Origin of the sequence: Streptomyces tubercidicus (assembly GCF_027497495.1) — a bacterium.
Classification (GTDB): Bacteria; Actinomycetota; Actinomycetes; order Streptomycetales; family Streptomycetaceae; genus Streptomyces; species Streptomyces tubercidicus.
In genome coordinates, this window is record NZ_CP114205.1 from 7,113,008 (window position 1) to 7,133,376 (window position 20,369).

Here is a 20,369-nt window from a genome sequence, read left to right on the forward strand (position 1 = left end):
CTCAGGCCCCCTCTGCCGCGCCGGGCTCCTGGGCACCGGGCTCCTCGGCGCCCAGGAAGTGGAAGCCGGGGCGCGGATGCATCAGGAAGTCATGGTGCGAGATGTTCCAGGCGTACGCCCCGGCGACCCCGAACACCACCCGGTCACCGGCCCGCAGCCCCGGCGCCGGGACCTGGCGGGCCAGCACGTCCTTCGGGGTGCACAGCTGCCCGGTGACGGTGACCAGGCCGCCCTCCGCCGCCGACCGCGGCCAGGGGTGCGGCCAGGGCGCGTCGGACGGCAGCACCGTGCAGGGCTGGTCGTGGCCCTTGGTCGCCGGGGTCCGCAGATGGTGGGTGCCCCCGCGCACCACCGCGAACTCCTCGCCGTGGCTGTGCTTCACATCCAGCACCTCGGTGGCGTACCAGCCGCAGTACGCGGTCAGCGCCCGCCCCGGCTCGATCCGCAGGGTGAGACCGGGGTGCGCCGCGGCGAGCCGGTCCAGGCCGGCGCCGTACGCGGTCCAGTCGAAACGGCGCTCCGGCGCGGCGTAGTCGACCGCCATGCCGCCGCCGATGGTCACCTCGGACAGCGGCACCCGGTGCCGGGCGGCCAGCGCGGCGGCCCAGGTCACGATCGACTCCGCCACGGCCAGCTGCTCCGGCGCCTCCAGGCCGCTCGCCAAGTGGGCGTGAACGCCGCGGAGTTCGAGGTGCGGATAGCTGCCGTCGGTGAGCAGCGCGACGACCTCACCGGCCTGCTCGGGGTCCAGTCCGAAGGGGGCCGGGCGGCCGCCCATGGCCAGCGAACTGCCGTCCAGGGAGCCGTCGTCGACCGGCAGGTTGAAGCGGGCCAGCACCGCGATCCGGCGTTCCGGGGCGAGCCGCGCGGCCAGGCTCGCGAGCATATGGATCTCGTACACGCTCTCCACGTGGAAGCGCTCCACGCCGGTCTCCAGCGCCTGGGCGATCTCCGCGGGCGTCTTGCCCGGTCCGCCGAAGGCGAGCGGGGCGCCGGGTACGGCCTTGGCGACATGCGCCAGTTCGCCGCCCGAGGAGACCTCGTAGCCGTCGACGTACGGGCGCAGCGCGCCCAGGATCTCCGGCTCCGGGTTGGCCTTGGCCGCGTAGTACAGCTCGACGCGCTCGGGCAGGGCGGCCCGGACCTCGGCCGTGTGCGTGCGCAGCGCCGTCAGGTCGTAGAGGTAGGCGGGCAGTTCCTCGGGCGCGAGGCCCTGGGCGCGGTCGCGGACCGCGGGGGTGGGGGCGAGGCCGGGGGTGGTCATCGGGTGCTCCAGGGGGTGGTGTCGTCGGCGCGTACGGCACCGGACAGAACGTCTTCGGCCAGCGGCGAGGGCAGCAGGACATAGCCGGCCTCGCGGTCGGCCTTGCGCGCCCAGCGGGTCAGCAGATTGGCCTTGGCGGGCAGCGGGACACCGGCCAGCAGGGCGGCCAGCCGCGGCGGGCAGCCGTAGCGGTCCGCGTGGGTCTGCAGGGTGCGGCGCACCAGCGCCCACAGCTCCGCCTCGGTGTCCGGGTGCAGATCGGCGAGCGCGGCGAGCATCTCGGCGACGTGGTTGACCAGCAGGCAGTACACGACCCGGTCCCAGCCGCGCTGGGCGTCGTAGGTCATCGGCGCCGCGACCTGCTCGGGCAGCGACGCCAGCAGCTCGGCGTGGTGCTCGGGGACCAGCTTGGTGCCCTCCAGGTCACGGAAGAGGACCTGGGCGGGCATCCCGTCGCCGTCGACACAGACCAGCACGTTCTGCAGATGCGGCTCCAGCACCAGGCCGTGGTCGAAGTAGGCGGCGAGCACCGGCGGGAGGAGCAGATTGAGGTAGGCGGCCCACCAGTCCAGTGCGGCCTGCGGGCCGGTGCCCTCCAGGAGCCGGGAGACATGGGCCGGGCTGGTCGGGTACTCGTCGGCGACGGCGGCCGCCAGCAGCGGGGTGGTGCCGGGCAGCAGCTGCTGGGAGAGGCCCTCGCGGACGATGACGCCGAACCCTTCGAGCAGCTCGGTGTCCGGGCGGCCGTCGGCGCCGGGCAGCGCCAGGCTGCGGTAGGCGGGCTCGCGCAGCACCGCGCTGCCGGGGAACCGGGTGGCGAGGTCGGTGAGCGCCGGTGCCAGCAGCCGGGTGAGGGCCACCGCCCCGGACAGCTCGTAACTGGCGTTCTTCCGGAGGCAGTTGGTGATCCGGACGTTCAGGCTGAACTTGAGGAACGCCTCGCCGTCGTAGAGCGTGCGCACCGAGGCGGTGGCGGCGAACGGCGTCCCGCCGGTGCCCAGGACGCGGATGTCGTCGCGGTCCAGCGCCTCCCGCAGACCGGCGTGGTCGCGCAGCAGCTCGTACTGCCAGGGGTGGACCGGCAGCAGCCGGTAGCCGTCCGGGACCTCGGTGTGCAGCGCGTCCAGCGGGGCGGTGGCGCGCTCGTCGACCGCTTCCTCGGCGATCAGTTCCTCGCGCACGGCGAGCAGCAGCAGCGGGAAGACGGCGCCGGTCTCGGGCGCGTACGACTGCCAGGCGGTGGGATCGCCGGTGCGGGCCTTGGGGGTCGGGTGGAAGCGGTGGCCCAGGATCAGCGCCTGCTCGGAGGTGACATAGGCGGTCTGCCAGTCCTCCGTGCCGTACTCCCCGGCGGCCGGGTGCTCCGTACGGGCCTCCAGAGCCGCGGAGACGGCCTGGTGGCTGGAGGCGATCTGGGCCAGGAACTCTTCGTTGTCCACCCCGGTCCGCAGCGACAGTTCGGCGTGCACATACTCGGCCAGCCGGCGCCAGCCGACCTCGGCCCAGCCGTCGGCGGTCTGTTCGGACACCGGGCCGGTGAACCGGTGCGCACCCAGCAGCGAGGTACGGCGCAGTGCGACCCGCAGCAGCACCCCGCGGCGCGGCAGCCGGATCAGCAGCCGCCCGTCGTCGACGGCGGTCTGGTGCTCGGGTCCGGACACCTCGCGCAGCAGGCAGTTGAGCAGGGTGTGCGCCACGGCCTGGTCGGCGGTGGGCAGACCGGCGGGGGCGGCGCCCGCCGCGGTGGTGCCGGGGGAGTTGGTCAGCGAGGGCATCGGGGGCTCCTGCGGGTGCGGAGAGTACGGGAGAGGCGGGGGGCGGCGGTCGCGAGCACGGTGATCAGCGCTATCGCGGTGCCGGTCAGGACGGGCGCGGTGGGACCGAACCAGTCGTTTCCGGCCGCGGCGGCCACACCGGCGGCGACGGCACCGGCCTTGGAGAAGAATTCGATCGAGCCGAACAGCCCGCCCGGGGCACGGCCCTTGGCGCAGTCGGCGGCCAGCACCGACATACAGACCAGGCCCAGGGTGAGGCCGGCGCCGAGCACCAGCCGTACCGCGACGAAGGCGGTGAGCGAGTCGGCGACGCCGTGCCCGGCCAGGCCGAGCGCGATACAGCCGAAGCCGATCGCGATGCCGAGCCGGGGGCGGGTGCGGAACAGGGAGTGCACCGCGATCGCCGCGACCAGGTAGCACAGGTGCGGCAGCGCGAACAGCACACCGGAGACCATCGGCCCGGTGCCCGGCAGCCGCTCCTTGATGAGGGAGATCAGGTACGGGAAGGAGATGACGGTGGAGAAGACGAAGGCGAACTCCAGGGCGTACAGGGCCCGCAGCGAGGAGTCCGGGGCACGCCGGGGCGTCCCGTCCGCCGCGGCCTCGGCGGCGGCCGTCTCGACCGCCGATGTCCCGTCCGCGTCGACCTCCGCGGTGGCGGCCTGCGGTGCGGCGGGCCCGGCCCGCGGGGGCTCCGGGAGCGCCGCCAGCATCACGGCGGCGGCCAGCGGCAGCACGGCCAGCAGGGCGTACTGGCGGTGCGGCGAGAGCCAGGGCGTCAGCGCGCCGACGACGATCGGCGCGCACACCAGTGCCGCCCGTGCGCTGCCCTGCATCAGCGTCAGCGCACGGGACAGCGCATGGCCCTCCAGCGCCGCCCCCAGATAGCCGTTCGAGGCGGCGAAGGTGCCGCCCAGCACACCCTGGATCACCAACGCCGCGGTGAAGGTGGCGAGCGAATCGGCCCAGCCCGCCAGCACGAACGCCGCGGCGAGACCCAACTGAGCCCGCAGCAGCAGCCGTTTACGGCCGAAGCGGTCGGCCAGCCGCCCCCACAGCGGCGCACCGATGGCGCCGAAGATGGTGGGCACGATGTACAGCAGACCGGCCCAGCGGGCGGCGCCGTCGCCCAGTTCGGGCAGGATCTCGGTGAGGTAGGGCGGCAGGCCCAGCGCGGCGAACGACGCCACGAAGTAGCAGCCGGCCACCGCGTAGACCTGGCGGCGGGCCAGGCCGGGGCGGACCTTGGTCTCGACGGCGGCCGGTTCGACCCGGTGGGGTATGGCGGTGTCTTGCATCAGGAAGTCCCCAGCGGCAGCAGATAGTTGGGGCCGGTGGTGTAGTGCTTGTTGATGTCGGCCGCGCCGGAACGCTCCTTCGACAGCAGGGTGCCGGCGCTGACCATGGCCTTGACCGGCAGCTCCGGCGCGTCCAGGACATGCGCACGCAGCGCGGCGCCCGGCTCGCCCGGCGCGCCGCCCAGCCGGGCGACGGCCTCGGCGAGCCGGTCGCGGACCAGGCCCAGCAGCCGCTCCAGCGGGGCGCGCCCGTGCCGGGCCAGCCCGAACGCGTAGGAGCCCGCGCACAGATGGAGCGTGATGGTGGTGAACAGGTCCAGCACCGGCCGGTCGTCCTCGGCGAAGATCCGCGGGTCGGCGAAGACCGAGGGGTCCGGGGCGTCCGTCCCCAGCGTCTCCCGCAGCCGGCCGGTGTGGATCCGCGGCGCGTCGTTGTCCTTGAACAGCAGCCGCAGCCGGGTGCCGTCCGCGGCCCGGTCCAGCACCAGCGAGATGTTCTGCTGATGCGACTCCAGGCCGATGCCGTAACCGAACAGCGTGGTCTGCCAGTCGAAGAGCAGCGCCAGCAGGGCGTCCAGCAGGGCCAGTGGGTCGCCGCCGTAGAAGCGGTCGGCGAGCTGGTCGATCACCAGCCGTCCGCCGGGCGCCCGGCCCAGCAGCGCGGCCAGCGGCACCACGGCGCTGCCCTCCAGCCCGGCCGGATAGCGCCGGCACAGTACGGCCAGCAGCTCGTGCCCGGCGTGCGCGTACACCGTCTCGTCGGCCTGCAGCACCGACTCCGCGAACCGCGGCTCGCGGGCGATCACCCGCTCCAGCAGCCGCTGGCCCTCGGCGCCGTCGATCAGCGTACGGGGCTTGATGGTGCGCCGGTTGCGCAGTCCCAGCGTCGCGGTGGCCAACGGCAGCTTCAGATGCAGCCGGGGGTCGGCGTCCACCGCCACCGTCCGCATCGACAGCGTCGGCACCGCGCCGAGCAGCTCCCGATCGGACAGCACCGCCGTGCCCGCCAGTCCGGTCTCGCGCAGCGCCTCGTCCAGCGGTGCGCCGAGCGTCAACGGGTGGACGGGCAGCGCGAGATGGCTGCCGTCCAGGTCCGGCAGACCCAGCCGGTCCGGCGTCGGCCAGCAGCCGGGCAGCGCCGCCTCGCCGCCCGCCACGGTGAGCGCGGAGCGCGGTACGGCCAGCCAGCGCAGCGCGAAGTCCGGGCGGAACTCCGGTGCGTACGCCCGCAGCCGGTCCTCGTCCAGGTCGGAGCGGCCCCGCGCGGTCGGGTACACGGGGTGGTCCAGGCGCGCGGCCAGCGTGTCGTACGCCAGACCCCCGTGCAGGCCCAGCCAGTCAGCGGCCGAAGCGCCATGGCGCTCCGTCAGTTTCTGCTCGGCCTCCTCCCGGGTACGGGCGTGCAGCCGCATCGTCGCCAGCGTCTGCCGGCACTCCTCGGCGAAGGCGTCGAAACCGGTGTGGTCGGCCGGGTCGGCGTGCTCCCGCAGGGCGGTGAGGATCTCATCGGCCGAGGTCAGCCGGGCGCCGTCGGCCTCCCGGACGAGCAGCGGCAGCCGCGCCGCGTGGGTGCTCTGGTAGCCGTCCGGGCCCAGCGGCAGCAGCAGGGCGCCGGCGTCCGGGCCCGCGGGCAGCCGCAGCCAGGGGCCGTCCGGACGCTCCAGCAGCGTGCCGCGGGTGCGCAGTCCGACGACGTCCTCCCGCAGCAGCGCGCTCAGCACCCGCAGCAGCAGCTCGGACTCCTCGGCCTCCTGAGCGGCCGGGCCGGCGGTGGTGTCGAGGGCGGTGGTCACGAGGTGATCTCCCAGCGCTCGGTGGCGAAGAAGCCGTCCGCGGCCCGGTCCAGGGCCGTCCGGTCGGTGCCGGTGGCCCGCAGCACGCCCAGGTAGTCACGGTTGGTGCGGTACAGCGGGTGCTCGGTGCCGGTGTCCCGCAGCGGCCGGTAGCGCAGCCGTACGCCGTCCTCCTCGCGGTCCATGGCGGCCGGTGCGGCGGTGAGCGTCCCGGCCCGGTCGGCGAGGGCGTATTCGACCCGGCCCGCGCCGTCCTGCCGCGCACCGAGATCGGCGGGCAGCGGCTCGCCCAGATGCGTACGGAGAATGTGCTCGAACAGCTCGATGCCCAGGACCTGCGCGAGCAGCAGATCGCACTGGTCGCCGATGACGCGGTAGTTCACCTCGATGAGCCGCGCCCGGCCCTCGTGCACCACGAACTCGGTGTGACAGGCGCCGAACCCGACGCCCAGCGCGTCGAGTTGGGCCAGCACCTGGGTGACGACGGGCTCCGGGTGGACGGCGACGAAGTCGTGCCGCTCCTCGATGAAGGCGGGCGGTGCGGAGACCGTGGTGTGGAAGCCGCCCAGCACATGGCGCCGCCGGCCGTCGCCCAGGGTCTCCAGCGTGTACAGCTCACCGGCCAGGAACTCCTCGGCGACCAGGGCCGCCTGCGGGCGCCGCGCCTGGATCTCCTTGGCCCGCGCCACCAGTTCCTCCGGACCGGCGGCCAGCATCACATCCTCGCTGGCCACGCCCTCACGGGGTTTGACCACGCAGGGGTAGGGCAGCGCGGCGGCGGTCAGCGCGGCCGGGTCCTGACCGGGTGCGAGCTCCGCGGACCGTACGGTGTCGGCGCCCGCCGCGGCCAGATGGCGGCGCATCTCGGCCTTGTTCTTGGCGCGCAGCGCGGCCCGCCAGTCCTTGCCGGGCAGCCCGAAGTACTCGGCGGCCAGCGCCGTCTGGGTCTGCAGATGGTCGCTGTTGGTGAAGACCGCGGCAGCCGGGTGGTGGGTGGCTATTCGGGTGATGACGGCGCGGAAGTCATGGACGTCGCACTCCAGGACCTCGATGCCGGGGGAGGTGCGGCGGTGCGCTCCGGGCTGGTCCGTCAGGATCGTGACATCGAGACCGAGGCGGGCGGCGGCGGGGAGAAATCCCTCGGTGACGGAGTCGGTGGGGTTGAGGGCGAGCAGGTACATCCGCATGAGCGGGACCCCTTCGGGATCAAGGGCGGTGCGGGGGAGCATGGGGGGAGTTGGGGGATTGGGGACAGTCCGGCGGAAGGTGGCCGGGCCGTGGGGCGGGCCGGGACGGCGGCCCACCCCACGCTGGCGGTCAGCCCTTCGGCAGCGGCACGCCGGCGGCCTTCGCCACATCGGCGAGCATGTGCTCGGCGGCCTGGATGCCGATACCGGACATCCAGGTCTCGTCCGGCACGTTGAAGACCTTGTGGTCCTTGACGGCCCGCAGGTCCTTCCAGACCGGGTTGGACGTGACGTCCTTCTGCTGCGTCTTGTCCGGCTCGTCCGCGACGGTCACGAACACCATGTCGGCGTCGGCCTTGTCGATCTGCTCCGGGCTGACGTCGAGCATCGTCTTGACCGGGTCGGTGGAGCTCTGCGACTTCGGCCGGGCCAGGCCGATGTCGTTCAGGACCACGCCGCTGTAGGACGACTTCTGGTAGAGGCGGGTCGGACCGGCGACGAAGCGGACCACGGAGGCCGTGGGCATCTTGACGTGGTTCTTCTTCTTGATGGCCTCGCCCAGCGCCTTGGCCCGGCTCTCGTACGCCTTGAGCTTCTGGTCGGCTTCCTTCTCCAGACCCAGCGCCTTGGCGTGGACCTTCAGATTGGCCTTCCAGGGACCGCCGGTGGTCTCGGTGAAGACGGTCGGCGCGATGGCGTTGAGCTTGTCGTAGATCTTCTCGTGCCGGACCTTGGAGGACAGGATCAGATCGGGCTTGAGCATCGCGATCTTCTCAAGGTTCGGCTCCAGCAGCGGACCGACGTCCTTGACGCCGTCGATCTCACCCTTGAGGTACGAGGGGAAGCCGCCCTCGGACTTCATGTGCGGGGAGACCGCGCCGACCGGCTTGATGCCGAGCGTGGCGACATCGTCGAGCTCACCGGTGTCCAGGACGACCACCCGCTTCGGCTTGGCGGGGATCTTCACGTCGCCGCCGAGGACGCTCTTGACGGTGCGCGGGAAACCGGCGCCGCCCTTCGCCGCGTCGTCGTCGGAGGAGGAGCCACCGCCACACGCGGTGAGACCGGCGGTACCCAGGGCGGTGGCGAGCAGCGCGGCCGGCAGACGCCGGGCGCGGAGAGCGGATCTGCTGAACATGAGGGTTCGACTTCCTTGAGGGGAGAGCGGGAAGGGACGTGCTCGTGGGGGAGAGCGGTCGGGTCAGGCGGAGACGGCGGTATGCCGTTTCGCGCTGCCCTTGGGGACGACCAGCGGGGTGCCGGTCTCGGGGTCGGGAATCACCCGGCAGTCCACGTCGAACACGGACTTGACCAGCTCCGCGTCGAGGACGTCCGCCGGAGCGCCGGACGCCGCCAGCTGCCCGTCCTTGAGGACCACGAGATGATCCGCGTAGCGGGCGGCCTGCCCGAGGTCGTGCAGCACCATCACCACGGTGCGGCCCGCCTCGGAGTGCAGCGCGGCGACCAGGTCGAGGACATCGAGCTGGTGCCGCAGATCCAGGAAGGTGGTGGGCTCGTCGAGCAGCAGCAGATCGGTGTCCTGGGCCAGCGCGAGCGCGATCCAGGCGCGCTGCCGCTGGCCACCGGAGAGCTGGTCGACGGGCTGGTGGCGCAGCTCCTCGGTGCCGGTGCGCCGCAGCGCCTCCTCCACCGCCTGCTGGTCCGCCGTCGACCAGGGGCTCAGCAGCCGCTGGTGCGGATAGCGGCCGAGCCGTACCAGCGCCTCGACGGTGATCGCGTCGGGGGTGACCGGCTGCTGCGGCAGCAGCCCCATCCGCAGGGCCAGCGCACGGGCCGGCATCCGGTGGATATCGGCGCCGTCCAGCGCGACGGTGCCGGCGGCCGGCGCCAGCAGTCGCGTCAGACCGCGCAACAGGGTCGACTTCCCACAGGCGTTGGGGCCGACGACGGCGGTGACGGCGCCGCCGGGCAGCACCAGATCGAGGCCGCCGACGATCAGCCGGTCGCCGTAGCGCAGATCGAGTCCGTGGGTGGAGAGCTGGTTGGCGGTCATCGGACACTCCTGTTCACGGAACTGCTCTGACGGATCATCAGCACCAGCAGCCAGGGCGCGCCCAGAGTGGCGGTGACCACTCCGACCGGCAGACCGCTGACCGGCAGCAGATACTGCGCCACCAGATCGGAGGCGAGCAGCAGTACGGCACCGGCGAGGGCGGACAGCGCCAGCGTCCCGGCGGTCGGCGGTCCGGCGAGGAACCGCACCATGTGCGGGACGGCCAGCGCGACGAAGGCGACCGGGCCGGTCAGCGCGGCGGCCAGCGAGGCCAGCACGATGGCGATGACCAGGATCTGGAGCCGGGCGGTGTGGGTGTTCAGGCCGAGCGTGCCGGCCGAGTCGTCGCCCAGGTCGAGTACGGCGAGCCGGCGGTGCAGGACGAAGGCCAGGGCCAGGCCCACGGCCACCGCCCCGCCCGCGGACCACACCTCCGTCCAGGTCCGCCCGTACACCGAGCCGGTGGTCCACTGCAGGGCCGAGCCGGCCAGCTCGGTGGGGAAGCTGACGACCATGAAGCTCACCGCCGCGGACAGGCCCGCCTGGACGGCGAGGCCGACCAGCACCAGGCGGGTCACACTGGTGCCGGAGCGCCCGCCGAAGACTCCCAGCAGCACCGCGGCGAGCAGTCCGCCGCCGAGCGCGGCCAGCGGCATCAGCGCCTGCGAGGCCCCGGCGGCCAGCATCGCCACCGCACCGAACGAGGCCCCGCCGGTCACCCCCATCACATCGGGGGAGGCGAGCGGATTGCGGAACAGCCGCTGCAGCAGGGCACCGCCCACGGCCAGGCCCGCCCCCGCGACGATCGCCGCGGCCATCCGCGGCGCCCGGAACTCCTGGACGATCAGCACCGTGCCGGCATTCCCGGCGCCGAACAGGCCCTTGACCGCCTCGACCGGCGGCAGCGGCATCTCACCGTTGGCCACGGACACCGTCACCAGCGCGCAGAGCACCACCAGACCCGCCACGGCGACCAGCGCGGTCCGGCCGCGTCCCGGCCCGCGCCCGGTGGCCGGGGCAGGCGATGAGGAGCCGAGCGGCTTCGCGCTCCGTACGACGTCGTTCATCGGGCCACCTTCCGGGCCAGCAGCGCCAGCAGCGGCGCGCCGAGGAACGCGCTGATGATGCCGACCTGAAGTTCGGACGGCCGGATGACGAGCCGTCCGAGGATGTCGGCGGTGAGCAGCAGCAGCGGTCCGGCGATCAGACAGCCGGGCACCACGACCCGGTGATCGGAGGTGCGCAGCAACTGGCGGACCAGATGCGGTGCGGCCAGCCCGATGAAGGCCAGTGGACCGGCGACGGCCACCGCGGAGGCGGCGAGCAGTACGACGGCCAGGCCGCCGACGGTGCGGATCCGGGACACCGGCACACCCAGCGCCTGCGCCGAATCGTCGCCCAGCGCCAGCGCGTTGAGCGCGGGGGCGAGGGCCAGCGCGACGACCAGGCCGATCACCAGGGTCGGCAGCACCGGGTAGAGCACCGACAGCGGGCGCTCGGCCAGCGAACCGGCCAGCCAGAACCGTGCCTCGTCCAGCGACCGCTTGCTGGCCAGCATGACCGTCGACGTCCAGGACAGCAGCACGAGTTGCAGCACGGTGCCGCCCAGCGCGAGGCGTACCGGGTCGAGGTCACCGGCGCGCCGGGCCAGCGCCTGGGCGAACAGCGCGGCGGCCGCGGCCCCGGCGAACGCGAACCAGAGGTACTGCACGGGCCGGGTCAGATGCAGCGCGAAGATCGCGGTGACCACCGCGAAGCCCGCGCCCGCGTTGATGCCGAGCGTCGTGGGGGAGGCGAGCGGATTGCGGGTGATGCCCTGGACGACCGCTCCGGCGACCCCGAGCGCGGCGCCGACGGCGAGCGCCACGGCGGTCCGCGGGACCCGAAGCCCCGTCACCACCAGGGCGTCCGGCCCATGGGCGGCGCCGGTCAGCGCTTCCCAGACAGTGGACAGTGGTACGGAGCGGGCGCCGAGCACGAGGCTCAGGGCGGTACAGACCGCCAGCGCACCGAGCCCGGCCGCGAACAGCGGAACGCGCCGCAGGGTGTTCGCGGCGGGACGCGTATCGGGCACTGGGGGTGCAGTGGCAGGAGGTTTGGTCGTCGACACGCGTCGTTACATTAGGTTAGGCATACCTAATACTGCAAGCCCGTGTTCGGTAACCGCTCAACTATCCCATTTGTCGGCCACCCGGTGCCCCGATCCTGCCCGTATGGCCCCCTTGGGCGACCCCCGGACCTGGGGAGACCTACCCCGTCACCCCGCCCCCCACTCGGTTCCACTCCACCGCGCTCCGCAGCTGATGACCTCCCGTCAGGAGCGAATGCCGCTTCTGCGTTGAGTCGCGCCCCATATTCCTCGATTGCGCGTGATGACACACAGTGCTTCTCTGGTGAGGGGGCCCGGTGGTCCCGCCCGGCCGAGGAGCGCGTCATGCACCCCACCACTCCGCGCATCGCGATCATCGGTGCCGGACCCGGCGGGCTGACCTGTGCCCGGGTGCTCCAGCGGAGCGGCGTACCGGTCACCGTCTTCGCCCATGAGACGTCCGTCGCCGCCGATCCCCAAGGCGGCACCCTGGAACTGCGGATGACGACCGGCCGGACCGCGCTGCGGGCGGCCGGTCTGGACGAGGAGTTCACCGCGATCGCCCGTCCCGTACGGCGCGAGGTGCGGCTGCTCGACCACACTGCGACCGTGCTCCTTCAGGACACCCCCGCCCCCGGCGGGCCCGACCGGAACGAGGTCGACCGGGCCGGACTGCGCCGTCTGCTGCTCGCCTCCCTCACCGCCGGGACCGTGCACTGGGGCCGCTATCTGCGCACCCTGCACCCGCTCGGCGACGGCCGCCACAAGGCCGAGTTCGACGACGGTCACACCGAGACCTTCGACCTGGTCATCGGCGCCGACGGAGCCTGGTCCCGGGTGCGGCCGATGCTCTCCGACGACACCCCCCACTACTCCGGTGTCACCTTCGTCGAGACCGGGATCGAGGACGCCGACCGCCGCCACCCGGACCTGGCCCGACTGGTCGGCAGCGGCAGCATGCTGGCCCTCTCCGCAGGCAAGGGGCTGCTCGCCCGGCGGCACAGCCGTGGCCACCTCCTCGTCTACGCGGCATTCCGGGGCTCCCAGGACTGGGCGCTGGAGGCCGGTGTGCGGGTGACGGACACCGAGGCCGTCCGCGCCGTGCTGCTCGACGGGTTCGCCGGGTGGGACGACCGGCTGCTCGCGCTGCTCCGGGACATCGACGGGGGATTCATCAACCGGCCGCTGTTCGCGCTGCCGGTGCCGCACGCCTGGACCCACACCCCGGGCCTCACCCTGCTCGGCGACGCCGCCCATCTGATGACACCGTTCGCCGGTGGCGGCGCCGGCCTCGCCATGCTCGACGGCTGTGAACTCGCCCGTGCCCTGGCCGAGGGCAGCACCCCGGACGCGGCGGTACGCGCCTACGAATCCACTGTGCTGCCCCGCGCCGCGCGGACCGCCGGGTACGCCGCCCGCGCGCTGGCCACCGCCTTCGCCCCCGACGCCCCGAAGAGCATGCTGCGCCTTCTGCGCGCCGACCGGCCGTGACCCCCGGCCCGCCGCCTCCGGTTGCGCCCCCGCCGCCCCCATCGCACCATCGGCACCGTACGGATACCGGATCGGCAGCGTACGGACCCGAGCGCGGCACCGCCCGGCCAGCGCCCGGCGCGGAGGGACGGAACACACCGTGAAGATCACTGAGCCCACGCCCGGTGCGCCCTGCTGGGTCGAGCTGGGCACCTCGGACGTGGACGCCGCCAAGGTGTACTACCGCCATGTCTTCGGCTGGCGCGCCGAAACGGACCCGCGCGAGGAGGCGGGCGGCTACACCACGCTGTACCTGGGGGACGACCCGGTCGCCGCGCTGACCCCGCTCTACGCCCCCGGGCAGCCGACCGCCTGGACCGTGTCGTTCGCGACCCGCGACGCCGATGCGACGGCCGCGGCGGCCGCCGCGGCGGGCGGGCGGCGGTTGATGGGGCCGATGGACGTGTTCGACGTGGGCCGCTTCGCCGTACTGGCCGACCCGGAGGGCGCCGTCTTCTCGGTATGGCAGGCCCGTTCGTTCGCGGGCGCCGCGGTGTTCAACGCACCGGGCTCCCTCGGCTGGGTGGAGCTCGCCACCCGGGACGCCGAGGCCGCCAAGGCGTTCTACACGACCGTCTTCGGCTGGACCGTCGGCACCCACGAGGACTATCCGCAGTGGGGCATCGACGGCGCCGACTTCGGCGGCCTGAGCGCACTGGACGAGTTCTACCCGGAGGACATCAGAGCGCACTGGCTGCCGTACTTCGCGGTCGCCGACGTGGAGGAGACCGCCGCCCGCGCCGCCGAGTCCGGCGGGATGCTGCTGGTGCCCCCGACGGAGGTTCCCCACGGGCCGAAGGTCGCGGTGATCCGGGATCCGCAGGGCGGCTCGTTCGGCATCCACCGCGTCGGCACCGAGGGCTGACGCTCGGCCGTTCCCGGTGTCTCCGCCGGTCGATGAGGGGCCGGGAGCCGGGCGCACGCGCGCCGTCACACGATCGGCGGCCTGTTCGTCGTTTCACCACATTCCCCTGGTGGTTTGCGCGTAATGTCCACTTCCCACCAGTGGGTGATATCGCGCGTCAAGAACAGGAGACCCCCTATGTCCACGACCGACTTCCTCGCGGCCCGAGGCAAACAGCTCGCCGTCGGCACGGGTGCGCTGGCCACGGCCGTCGCGCTCGGTGCGACGCTGTTCGCCGCGGCCCCGGCCCAGGCGACGCCCGGTCCCCCCAAGCCCTTCGGCGTGGTCACCACCAAGAAGGGGCTGAGCGAGCGTCAGTACCCCAGCACGGACTCGGCCGTACGGGGCTACCTCCGGCACCGGGCGCACGTCGGCCTGGTGTGCAAGGTGCGCACCCAGAGCGTGGGCGGCAACTCCGTCTGGTACCTGACGACCCACGCGGAGCGGGGAACCTGGGTCGCGGCGAAGTACGTGACCAACAGCGGCCGCGTCAAGTACTGCAAGGACATCCGGCACATGCGGGTGCAGCCGAAGCACGCGGCGAGCTTGTTGCCGAAGCACGGCGCGAGCTTGCTGCCCAAGCACGCGGCCAGCTCGCCGCCGAAGCATGCGGCCATCGCGCCGCCGCAGCACGCCGTGGGCTGATGGAGCCCCGGGGAGGCCCGGTCCGGTACCGCTGCGGCACCGGACCGGGCCTTCGTGTGTGCCCCGCCGCGCCCCACCCGCTGCGGCCCCCTTCCGTATTTCTGGAACACGTTCTACGGTGCCCTCGATCCGGCAGCCGACGGACCGTCAGCTTCACGGGCCCCTCGGACCGGACGACCGGACCGGACGAACTGGAGGGGCCGTGCACCTCGAATACACCCCCGAACAGCAACAGTTGCGCGCCGAGCTGCGCACCTACTTCGCCGCGCTGGTGCCGGACAACACCTACGGCCGCGACCCCGGGGGCACCAGGGACACCCACACCGACCCCGCCGCCCAGAAGCGCTTCTACCGCGAGACGGTGCGCCGGCTCGGCACCGACGGCTGGCTCGGCGTCGGCTGGCCCAAGGAGTTCGGCGGCCGCGGCATGTCCCCGATGGAACAGTTCATCTTCTTCGACGAGGCCGCGCAGGCAGGCGTGCCGCTGCCGCTGATGGCGCTGAACACCGTCGGCCCGACGATCATGCAGTTCGGCACCGACGAGCAGAAGTCCTACTTCCTGCCCCGAATCCTCTCCGGCGAGATCGACTTCGCCATCGGCTACAGCGAACCGGACGCCGGCACCGACCTGGCCGCCCTCAAGACCCGCGCCATACGGGAGGGCGACGAGGACACCGGCCACTACGTCGTCAACGGACAGAAGATCTGGACGACGAACGGCGACACCGCGGAGTGGGTCTGGCTCGCGGTACGCACCGATCCGGACGCCCCGCCCCACAAGGGCATCACCATGCTCCTCGTCCCCACCAGCGACCCCGGCTACTCCTGCACCCTGATCAACACCCTGGCCTCGCACGACACCACCGCCAGCTACTACGAGAACATCACCGTCCCCGCCTCCCGCCGCGTCGGCCAGGAGAACAAGGGCTGGCGGATCATCACCAACCAGCTCAACCACGAACGGGTCACCCTCGCCGCCCACGGCACCATGGCCATCCGCGCCCTGCACAACGTCCAGCGTTGGGCCGCCGACACCGCACTCACCGACGGCCGCCGGGTCATCGACCTGGGCTGGGTACGCGGCCGACTGGCCCGCACCCACACCCGACTGGACGCCATGAAACTGCTGAACTGGCAGATGGTCGACGCCCTCCAGCACGGCACCCTGACCCCGCAGGACGCCTCCGCGGTCAAGGTCTACGGCTCCGAGGCCCGCCGCGACGCCTACGCCTGGCTCATGGAAATCGTCGGTTCCGCAGGCCCCCTCAAGGAGGGCTCGGCCGGCGCAGTACTCCACGGCGAACTGGAACGCGGCTACCGCTCCGCCGTCATCTTCACCTTCGGCGGCGGCAACAACGAGATCCAACGTGAAATCATCTCGTGGATCGGCTTGGGGATGCCTCGGGTACGACGCTGAGGCGGCAGCGGGAGGTGCGGTGACGGCACACGACCCGGGGCTCTTCGGGCCCCGTTCCGTGACATGGCAGTTGCACGCGGATCCGGTGATGTGGATCGCGGGGGTGCGGGCGCTGTATCTCCAGGCGCTGCACCCCCGGGCGGTGCGCGGGGTGTTTCAGAATTCTGCCGCGTTTCAGATGAGCAGGCGGGGCAGACAGGACGCCTGGGGGCGGCTGATGCGGACCGCTCACTTTGTCGGGACCCTCACCTATGGCACCACCGAGGCCGCGGAGCAGGCCGGTGCCGCGGTGCGCGGTATCCATCGGCGGCTGACCGCCACCGATCCGGACAGCGGCGAGCGCTACGGGGTCGATGAACCGGAGCTGCTGCTGTGGGTGCACTGTGCCGAGGTGGACTCGTACCTGCATGTACTGCGGCGTTCCGGCTACCCGGTGGGCGATGCTCAGGCCGATGCCTACCTTCACGAGCAGCGGGAGAGCGCCCGGCTCGTCGGGCTGGACCCGGCCGAAGTGCCCGGCAGTCGGGCCGCGCTTGCGGCCTACTTCGCCCGCGTACGGCCCGAGTTGGCGCTGACGCCCGAGGCCCGCGAGGTGGATGCGTTCCTGCGCCGGCCACCGACCCCGGCCGTGCTCGTCCCGGCCCGTGCCCTGTTCTGGCGGCAGGTGGCGCAGCTCGCCTACGGCGCACTCCCGGCGTACGCACAGGAGCTGTACGGGCGTCCCGTCCGCCCGGCGGCCGTCACCCGCCGGCTGCGCGCCACCGGGCGCCTCCTTCGCGCCATTCCGCCCACGGTCCGCTGGCAGCTCCCGCCCCGGCACATCCTGCGCGCCGTCGAACGACTCGGTCCCGACGCCCGCCCAGCGCCCTACAAGCTCCGCCGGTCCGCCGCCATACTGGACGGGCAGGACGGCACGCAGGGGGAACCGCGCGGCTGACCGCAGGGGAACGGGGACGGGGGCGGCGATTCACGGTGGCGGAAAACAGACTGATCCAGGGGCGGTACCGGCTTCTCGACACCATCGGGCGCGGAGGTATGGGGGAGGTGTGGCGGGCCCGCGACGAGTCGCTGGGCCGGCAGGTCGCGGTCAAATGCCTCAAACCACTGGGGCCACGGCATGAACCGTCGTTCCTCCAGGTGCTGCGCGAACGTTTCCGCCGTGAGGCCCGGGTCGCGGCCGCGCTCCAGCACCGCGGTATCACCGTCGTCCATGACTTCGGCGAGGACGACGGCACGCTCTTCATCGTGATGGAGCTGCTCAGCGGCCGTAACCTCAGCCAGCTGGTGGACGACAACCGCCGCCAGCCGCTGCCCGTCCCGGACGTCATCGAGATCGCCGAACAGGTCACGGCCGCGCTGGCCTACACCCATGAACAGGCCGTCGTGCACCGTGATCTGAAACCGGCGAACATCGTCCGGACCGCCGACGGCACGGTCAAGATCTGCGATTTCGGGATCGCCCGGCTCGGCCATGACATCGGCTTCACCGCCCGCCTCACCGGCACCGGGATCGCCATGGGCAGCCCGCACTACATGTCCCCGGAACAGATCGGTGCCCACGGCGTCGACCACCGCAGCGACCTCTACTCGCTGGGCTGTGTGCTGTACGAGATCGCAACCGGCGTGCCGCCCTTCGACCTGGGCGACGCCTGGGCGGTGCTCGTCGGACACCGCGACCTGGCGCCGGCAGCGCCCCGTACGCTCCGCCCCGACCTGCCCGAGGCGTACGAGCGGATCATGCTCGAACTCCTCGCCAAGGACCCCGACGACCGGCCCCGGGACGCCGACGAGCTGGGCAAACGCCTCGCCGATGCCCGCCATCCGCAGACCGGCCGGGCCACCCTGCCCGCCGGTTTCGACGCGGTGACGGTCCCCGCCCGGCCGCTGCCCTCCTGGACCCAGGGGATGACGCTCGGCTATCCGGTGGACGCCACCCGTCGGCCGCGGCGCTATCCCGCCGACGGAACCGCCACGGTCCTCACCGGCACCTGGACCGGCGCCACCGACGCGCAGGACGGCGCCTCCCCGGCCGCCGGTATCGCCAGCCCGGCACCGCCGGACGACCGCCGCGCCGCCCTCGCCGAGCTCGCCGGACGGCACACCGCCGCACTGAACCTCGGCCGGCTGGGCCGCTGGGAGGAGGCCGGTGCGGCGCACCGCGCGCTCGCCGCTGCCCGCGCGGGACTGCTCGGCGCCGACCACCCCGACACCCTCACCAGCCACCTGGAAACCGGCCATGCGCTGGGCCGTCTCGGCCGGTACTTCGAGGCGCACCAGATCTACGCCGAGGTCCTGGCGGGCCGCGAACGCGCGCTGGGCCCGGACCATCCCGACGCGCTGAGCTGCCGTCACCATGTCGCCCGTAACCTTGGCCTGCTGGGACGGCTGGAGGACTGCCGTGCCATGGCCCAAGAGGTGGCCGCGGCCCGCGCCCGGGTACTGGGCGCACAGCACCCCGACACCCTCGCCACCTGCTGCGAACTCGCCCACGCCCTGGGCAAGTTGGGCCTGTGGGCGGAGGCGCTGTGCACCTACCAGGAGGTCGCGGCGGCGCGGACCGCCACGCTCGGGCCCGACCACGAGGAGACCCTCGCCGCCCGTTACGAGGTCGGCATCGGCCTCGGCCGCCTCGGCCGCAGTGCGGAGGCCCTGGCGCTCTACCGCGATCTGGTGGTGGACCGCAGCCGCGCCCAGGGCGCCGACGACCCGGAGACTCTGCGCGCCCGGCACGGTCTCGGCGTCAGCCTGGGCCGCAGGAACCGCTGGCAGGAGGCGCTGGTGGAGGCCCGTGAGGTGGCCGCGGCCCGCGCCCGGGTACTCGGTCCCGAGCACCCCGACACGCTCGTCAGCCGCCGGGAGACCGCGGTGGCGCTCGGCTGGCTCGGCCGCTGGAGCGAGGCGCTGGACGTCTACCGCCAGGTCGCCGACGCCCGCGAACGGGTCCTGGGCGCCGCCCATCTCGACGCGCTGGCCAGCCAGGGCGACCTCGCCCAGTGCCTGGAGCAGCTGGGCCGCCGGGACGAGGCGGCCGCCCTCCAGCGCCGGGTCGCGGCGCTGCACCAGGAGCGCGCCGTGCGCGGGCGCCGGAAGCGGGACGGCACCTGGTCCGCCGGCCCCCGGGTCAGCCCGGAGTGACCCGGTAGAGCACGGTGGCGTGCGGCGGCACCTCGCGCGCCACGATGTTCCCCGCGCTCTGCGTCCGGCGGCCGGTGACCAGATCGTGCAGCCGGTAGGAGCCGGCCTCCGGCAGCCCGGCCGCGCGGGCCGAGACGGACAGGGTGCGCGGGGTGCCGCCCGAGTTGAACAGCGCGATCGCCCGGTCGCCGTTCTTCAGTGGCTTGGACAGCACCGCGGAGCCGTCGTCCTGGGTGACGACACGCCCCTGGACGCTGAGCGGATCCTGGTCGACGGCGATGACCCGCTCGTTCCCGAGCACCTCGCGCGCCGCCGCGGGCAGCTTGCCCAGATCCGTACTGGAGATCAGCGGTGCGGCCATCATCGCCCACAGTGACATCTGGCTCTGCATCTCGTGCCGGGTCAGGCCCGTCGCACCGGCCAGCAGAAAGTCCGGATCGTTCCAGCGCCCCGGCCGCTGGAAGGCCGCCAGCCGGGAGTTGTAGCGGAAGTTGTAGACGATCGAGGACCACTTCACGGCCGGTGTGCTCTTCTGCAGCGCCACATCCCGGCCGCCCCGCCACAGATTGCCGAGCTCGGACGACCAGTCGATGACCCGGTGCCAGACGCTGTCCCCGTCGTACTGGAAATAGGCCGGTGCCGATACGGAGAAGGTCATCGGGCGGCCGGTGGCGCGAAGCGCGCGGCTCATCTGACCGTACAGATCCCGGAAGGCCGCCTCCTTGCTGTGTCCCGGCGTGACCGGCACATTGCAGCCGTCCGCCTTGACGTAGTCCACCTTCCAGCGGGCGAACTGCTCCGCGTCCTGCTGGAAATGCCCCAGGCTGCCCGGGAACTTCTCGCAGGTGAGCGTGCCGACGTCGGTATAGATCCCGAAGTTCAGCCCCATCCGGTGCAGCTGCTGCCCGAGGTGGGCCATGCCGTGCGGGAACTTCGTCCGGTCCGCCACCAGCCGGCCCCTGGTGTCGCGCTGTCTGCTCATCCAGCAGTCGTCGAGGGTGACGGTGCGGTAACCCTTCCGGGCCAGCCCCGTTTGGACCAGCGCCCGCGCGTTGTCAAGGACGATCTTCTCGTTGAGGTCGCACATGTAGTACGACCAGTTGTTCCAGCCCATCGGGGGGTGCGGGGCCAGATTCGGATACGCCCCGGCGGCGCGCGGGGCGCCTGCGGCACGGGCCGGATCGGGGCTGGCGGAGGCCGGCGCGGTCGCCGCGAGCAGCCCGGCCGAGCAGGCGGCGACGGCGGTCAGTCCGGCGACGGTGCGGCCGAGGCGGGGTACCGGCGGATGGGACACGGGTCACCTCACGGATGGGCGGGA

General features: G+C 72.9%; 16 protein-coding genes. 6 read left to right on the forward strand and 10 right to left on the reverse strand.

Going from position 1 to position 20,369, the window contains the following annotated elements:
• Position 1: 1 nt before the first annotated feature.
• The 9 genes from STRTU_RS31140 to STRTU_RS31180 all read right to left on the reverse strand — a co-directional run bounded on the left by STRTU_RS31140 (position 2) and on the right by STRTU_RS31180 (position 11,405).
• Positions 2–1,264: a type III PLP-dependent enzyme gene (locus tag STRTU_RS31140; protein WP_159748341.1), complete on the reverse strand. Its 1,263-nt coding sequence runs from the start codon at positions 1,262–1,264 to the stop codon at positions 2–4.
• Complete coding sequence (locus STRTU_RS31145; RefSeq protein ID WP_159748343.1) at positions 1,261–3,039, reverse strand: IucA/IucC family protein; 1,779 nt, start codon at positions 3,037–3,039, stop codon at positions 1,261–1,263. Before STRTU_RS31145 ends, STRTU_RS31140 begins: the two co-directional genes overlap by 4 nt.
• Entirely contained in the window at positions 3,027–4,337 is a 1,311-nt protein-coding gene (locus STRTU_RS31150; RefSeq protein WP_159748345.1) for an MFS transporter, read from the reverse strand. The genes STRTU_RS31145 and STRTU_RS31150 overlap by 13 nt, the downstream gene beginning before the upstream one ends.
• Positions 4,337–6,130, reverse strand: coding sequence for an IucA/IucC family protein (locus STRTU_RS31155; RefSeq protein WP_159748347.1), 1,794 nt, complete (start codon positions 6,128–6,130; stop codon positions 4,337–4,339). The genes STRTU_RS31150 and STRTU_RS31155 overlap by 1 nt, the downstream gene beginning before the upstream one ends.
• The gene (locus tag STRTU_RS31160) at positions 6,127–7,317 is read right to left on the reverse strand and encodes an ATP-grasp domain-containing protein (protein WP_159748349.1); all 1,191 of its coding nucleotides are present in this window, start codon (positions 7,315–7,317) and stop codon (positions 6,127–6,129) included. Before STRTU_RS31160 ends, STRTU_RS31155 begins: the two co-directional genes overlap by 4 nt.
• Before the next feature lie 130 nt (positions 7,318–7,447).
• Positions 7,448–8,455: an ABC transporter substrate-binding protein gene (locus tag STRTU_RS31165; protein WP_159748351.1), complete on the reverse strand. Its 1,008-nt coding sequence runs from the start codon at positions 8,453–8,455 to the stop codon at positions 7,448–7,450.
• Between the two features lie 63 nt (positions 8,456–8,518).
• Positions 8,519–9,331 (reverse strand): ABC transporter ATP-binding protein, encoded by an 813-nt coding sequence (locus STRTU_RS31170; protein WP_159748353.1) that lies wholly within the window; start codon positions 9,329–9,331, stop codon positions 8,519–8,521.
• On the reverse strand, positions 9,328–10,398 hold the full coding sequence (locus STRTU_RS31175) for a FecCD family ABC transporter permease (RefSeq protein ID WP_159748355.1): 1,071 nt from the start codon (positions 10,396–10,398) through the stop codon (positions 9,328–9,330). The genes STRTU_RS31170 and STRTU_RS31175 overlap by 4 nt, the downstream gene beginning before the upstream one ends.
• Positions 10,395–11,405 carry a FecCD family ABC transporter permease gene (locus STRTU_RS31180; protein ID WP_159748357.1) on the reverse strand — a complete coding sequence of 337 codons (1,011 nt, stop codon included), beginning with the start codon at positions 11,403–11,405 and terminating at the stop codon, positions 10,395–10,397. The genes STRTU_RS31175 and STRTU_RS31180 overlap by 4 nt, the downstream gene beginning before the upstream one ends.
• 360 nt (positions 11,406–11,765) lie before the next feature.
• Here STRTU_RS31180 and STRTU_RS31185 point away from each other — a divergent pair, with 360 nt between their 5' ends.
• The 6 genes from STRTU_RS31185 to STRTU_RS31210 all read left to right on the forward strand — a co-directional run bounded on the left by STRTU_RS31185 (position 11,766) and on the right by STRTU_RS31210 (position 19,051).
• Positions 11,766–12,911: an FAD-dependent oxidoreductase gene (locus tag STRTU_RS31185; RefSeq protein ID WP_159748359.1), complete on the forward strand. Its 1,146-nt coding sequence runs from the start codon at positions 11,766–11,768 to the stop codon at positions 12,909–12,911.
• Between the two features lie 139 nt (positions 12,912–13,050).
• Positions 13,051–13,815, forward strand: a complete 765-nt coding sequence (locus tag STRTU_RS31190; protein WP_159748361.1) for a VOC family protein — start codon at positions 13,051–13,053, stop codon at positions 13,813–13,815.
• Between the two features lie 177 nt (positions 13,816–13,992).
• The gene (locus STRTU_RS31195; protein WP_246241544.1) at positions 13,993–14,499 is read left to right on the forward strand and encodes an SH3 domain-containing protein; all 507 of its coding nucleotides are present in this window, start codon (positions 13,993–13,995) and stop codon (positions 14,497–14,499) included.
• A 202-nt stretch (positions 14,500–14,701) separates the two neighbouring features.
• Complete coding sequence (locus tag STRTU_RS31200) at positions 14,702–15,916, forward strand: acyl-CoA dehydrogenase family protein (RefSeq protein WP_159748363.1); 1,215 nt, start codon at positions 14,702–14,704, stop codon at positions 15,914–15,916.
• A 19-nt stretch (positions 15,917–15,935) separates the two neighbouring features.
• Positions 15,936–16,853, forward strand: coding sequence for an oxygenase MpaB family protein (locus STRTU_RS31205; RefSeq protein ID WP_159748365.1), 918 nt, complete (start codon positions 15,936–15,938; stop codon positions 16,851–16,853).
• 35 nt (positions 16,854–16,888) lie between these two features.
• Positions 16,889–19,051, forward strand: coding sequence for a serine/threonine-protein kinase (locus STRTU_RS31210; RefSeq protein ID WP_159748367.1), 2,163 nt, complete (start codon positions 16,889–16,891; stop codon positions 19,049–19,051).
• Here the strand turns inward: STRTU_RS31210 and STRTU_RS31215 are convergent.
• Positions 19,038–20,345 carry a glycoside hydrolase family 27 protein gene (locus STRTU_RS31215; RefSeq protein ID WP_159748369.1) on the reverse strand — a complete coding sequence of 436 codons (1,308 nt, stop codon included), beginning with the start codon at positions 20,343–20,345 and terminating at the stop codon, positions 19,038–19,040. The genes STRTU_RS31210 and STRTU_RS31215 overlap by 14 nt on opposite strands.
• Positions 20,346–20,369 lie beyond the last annotated feature (24 nt).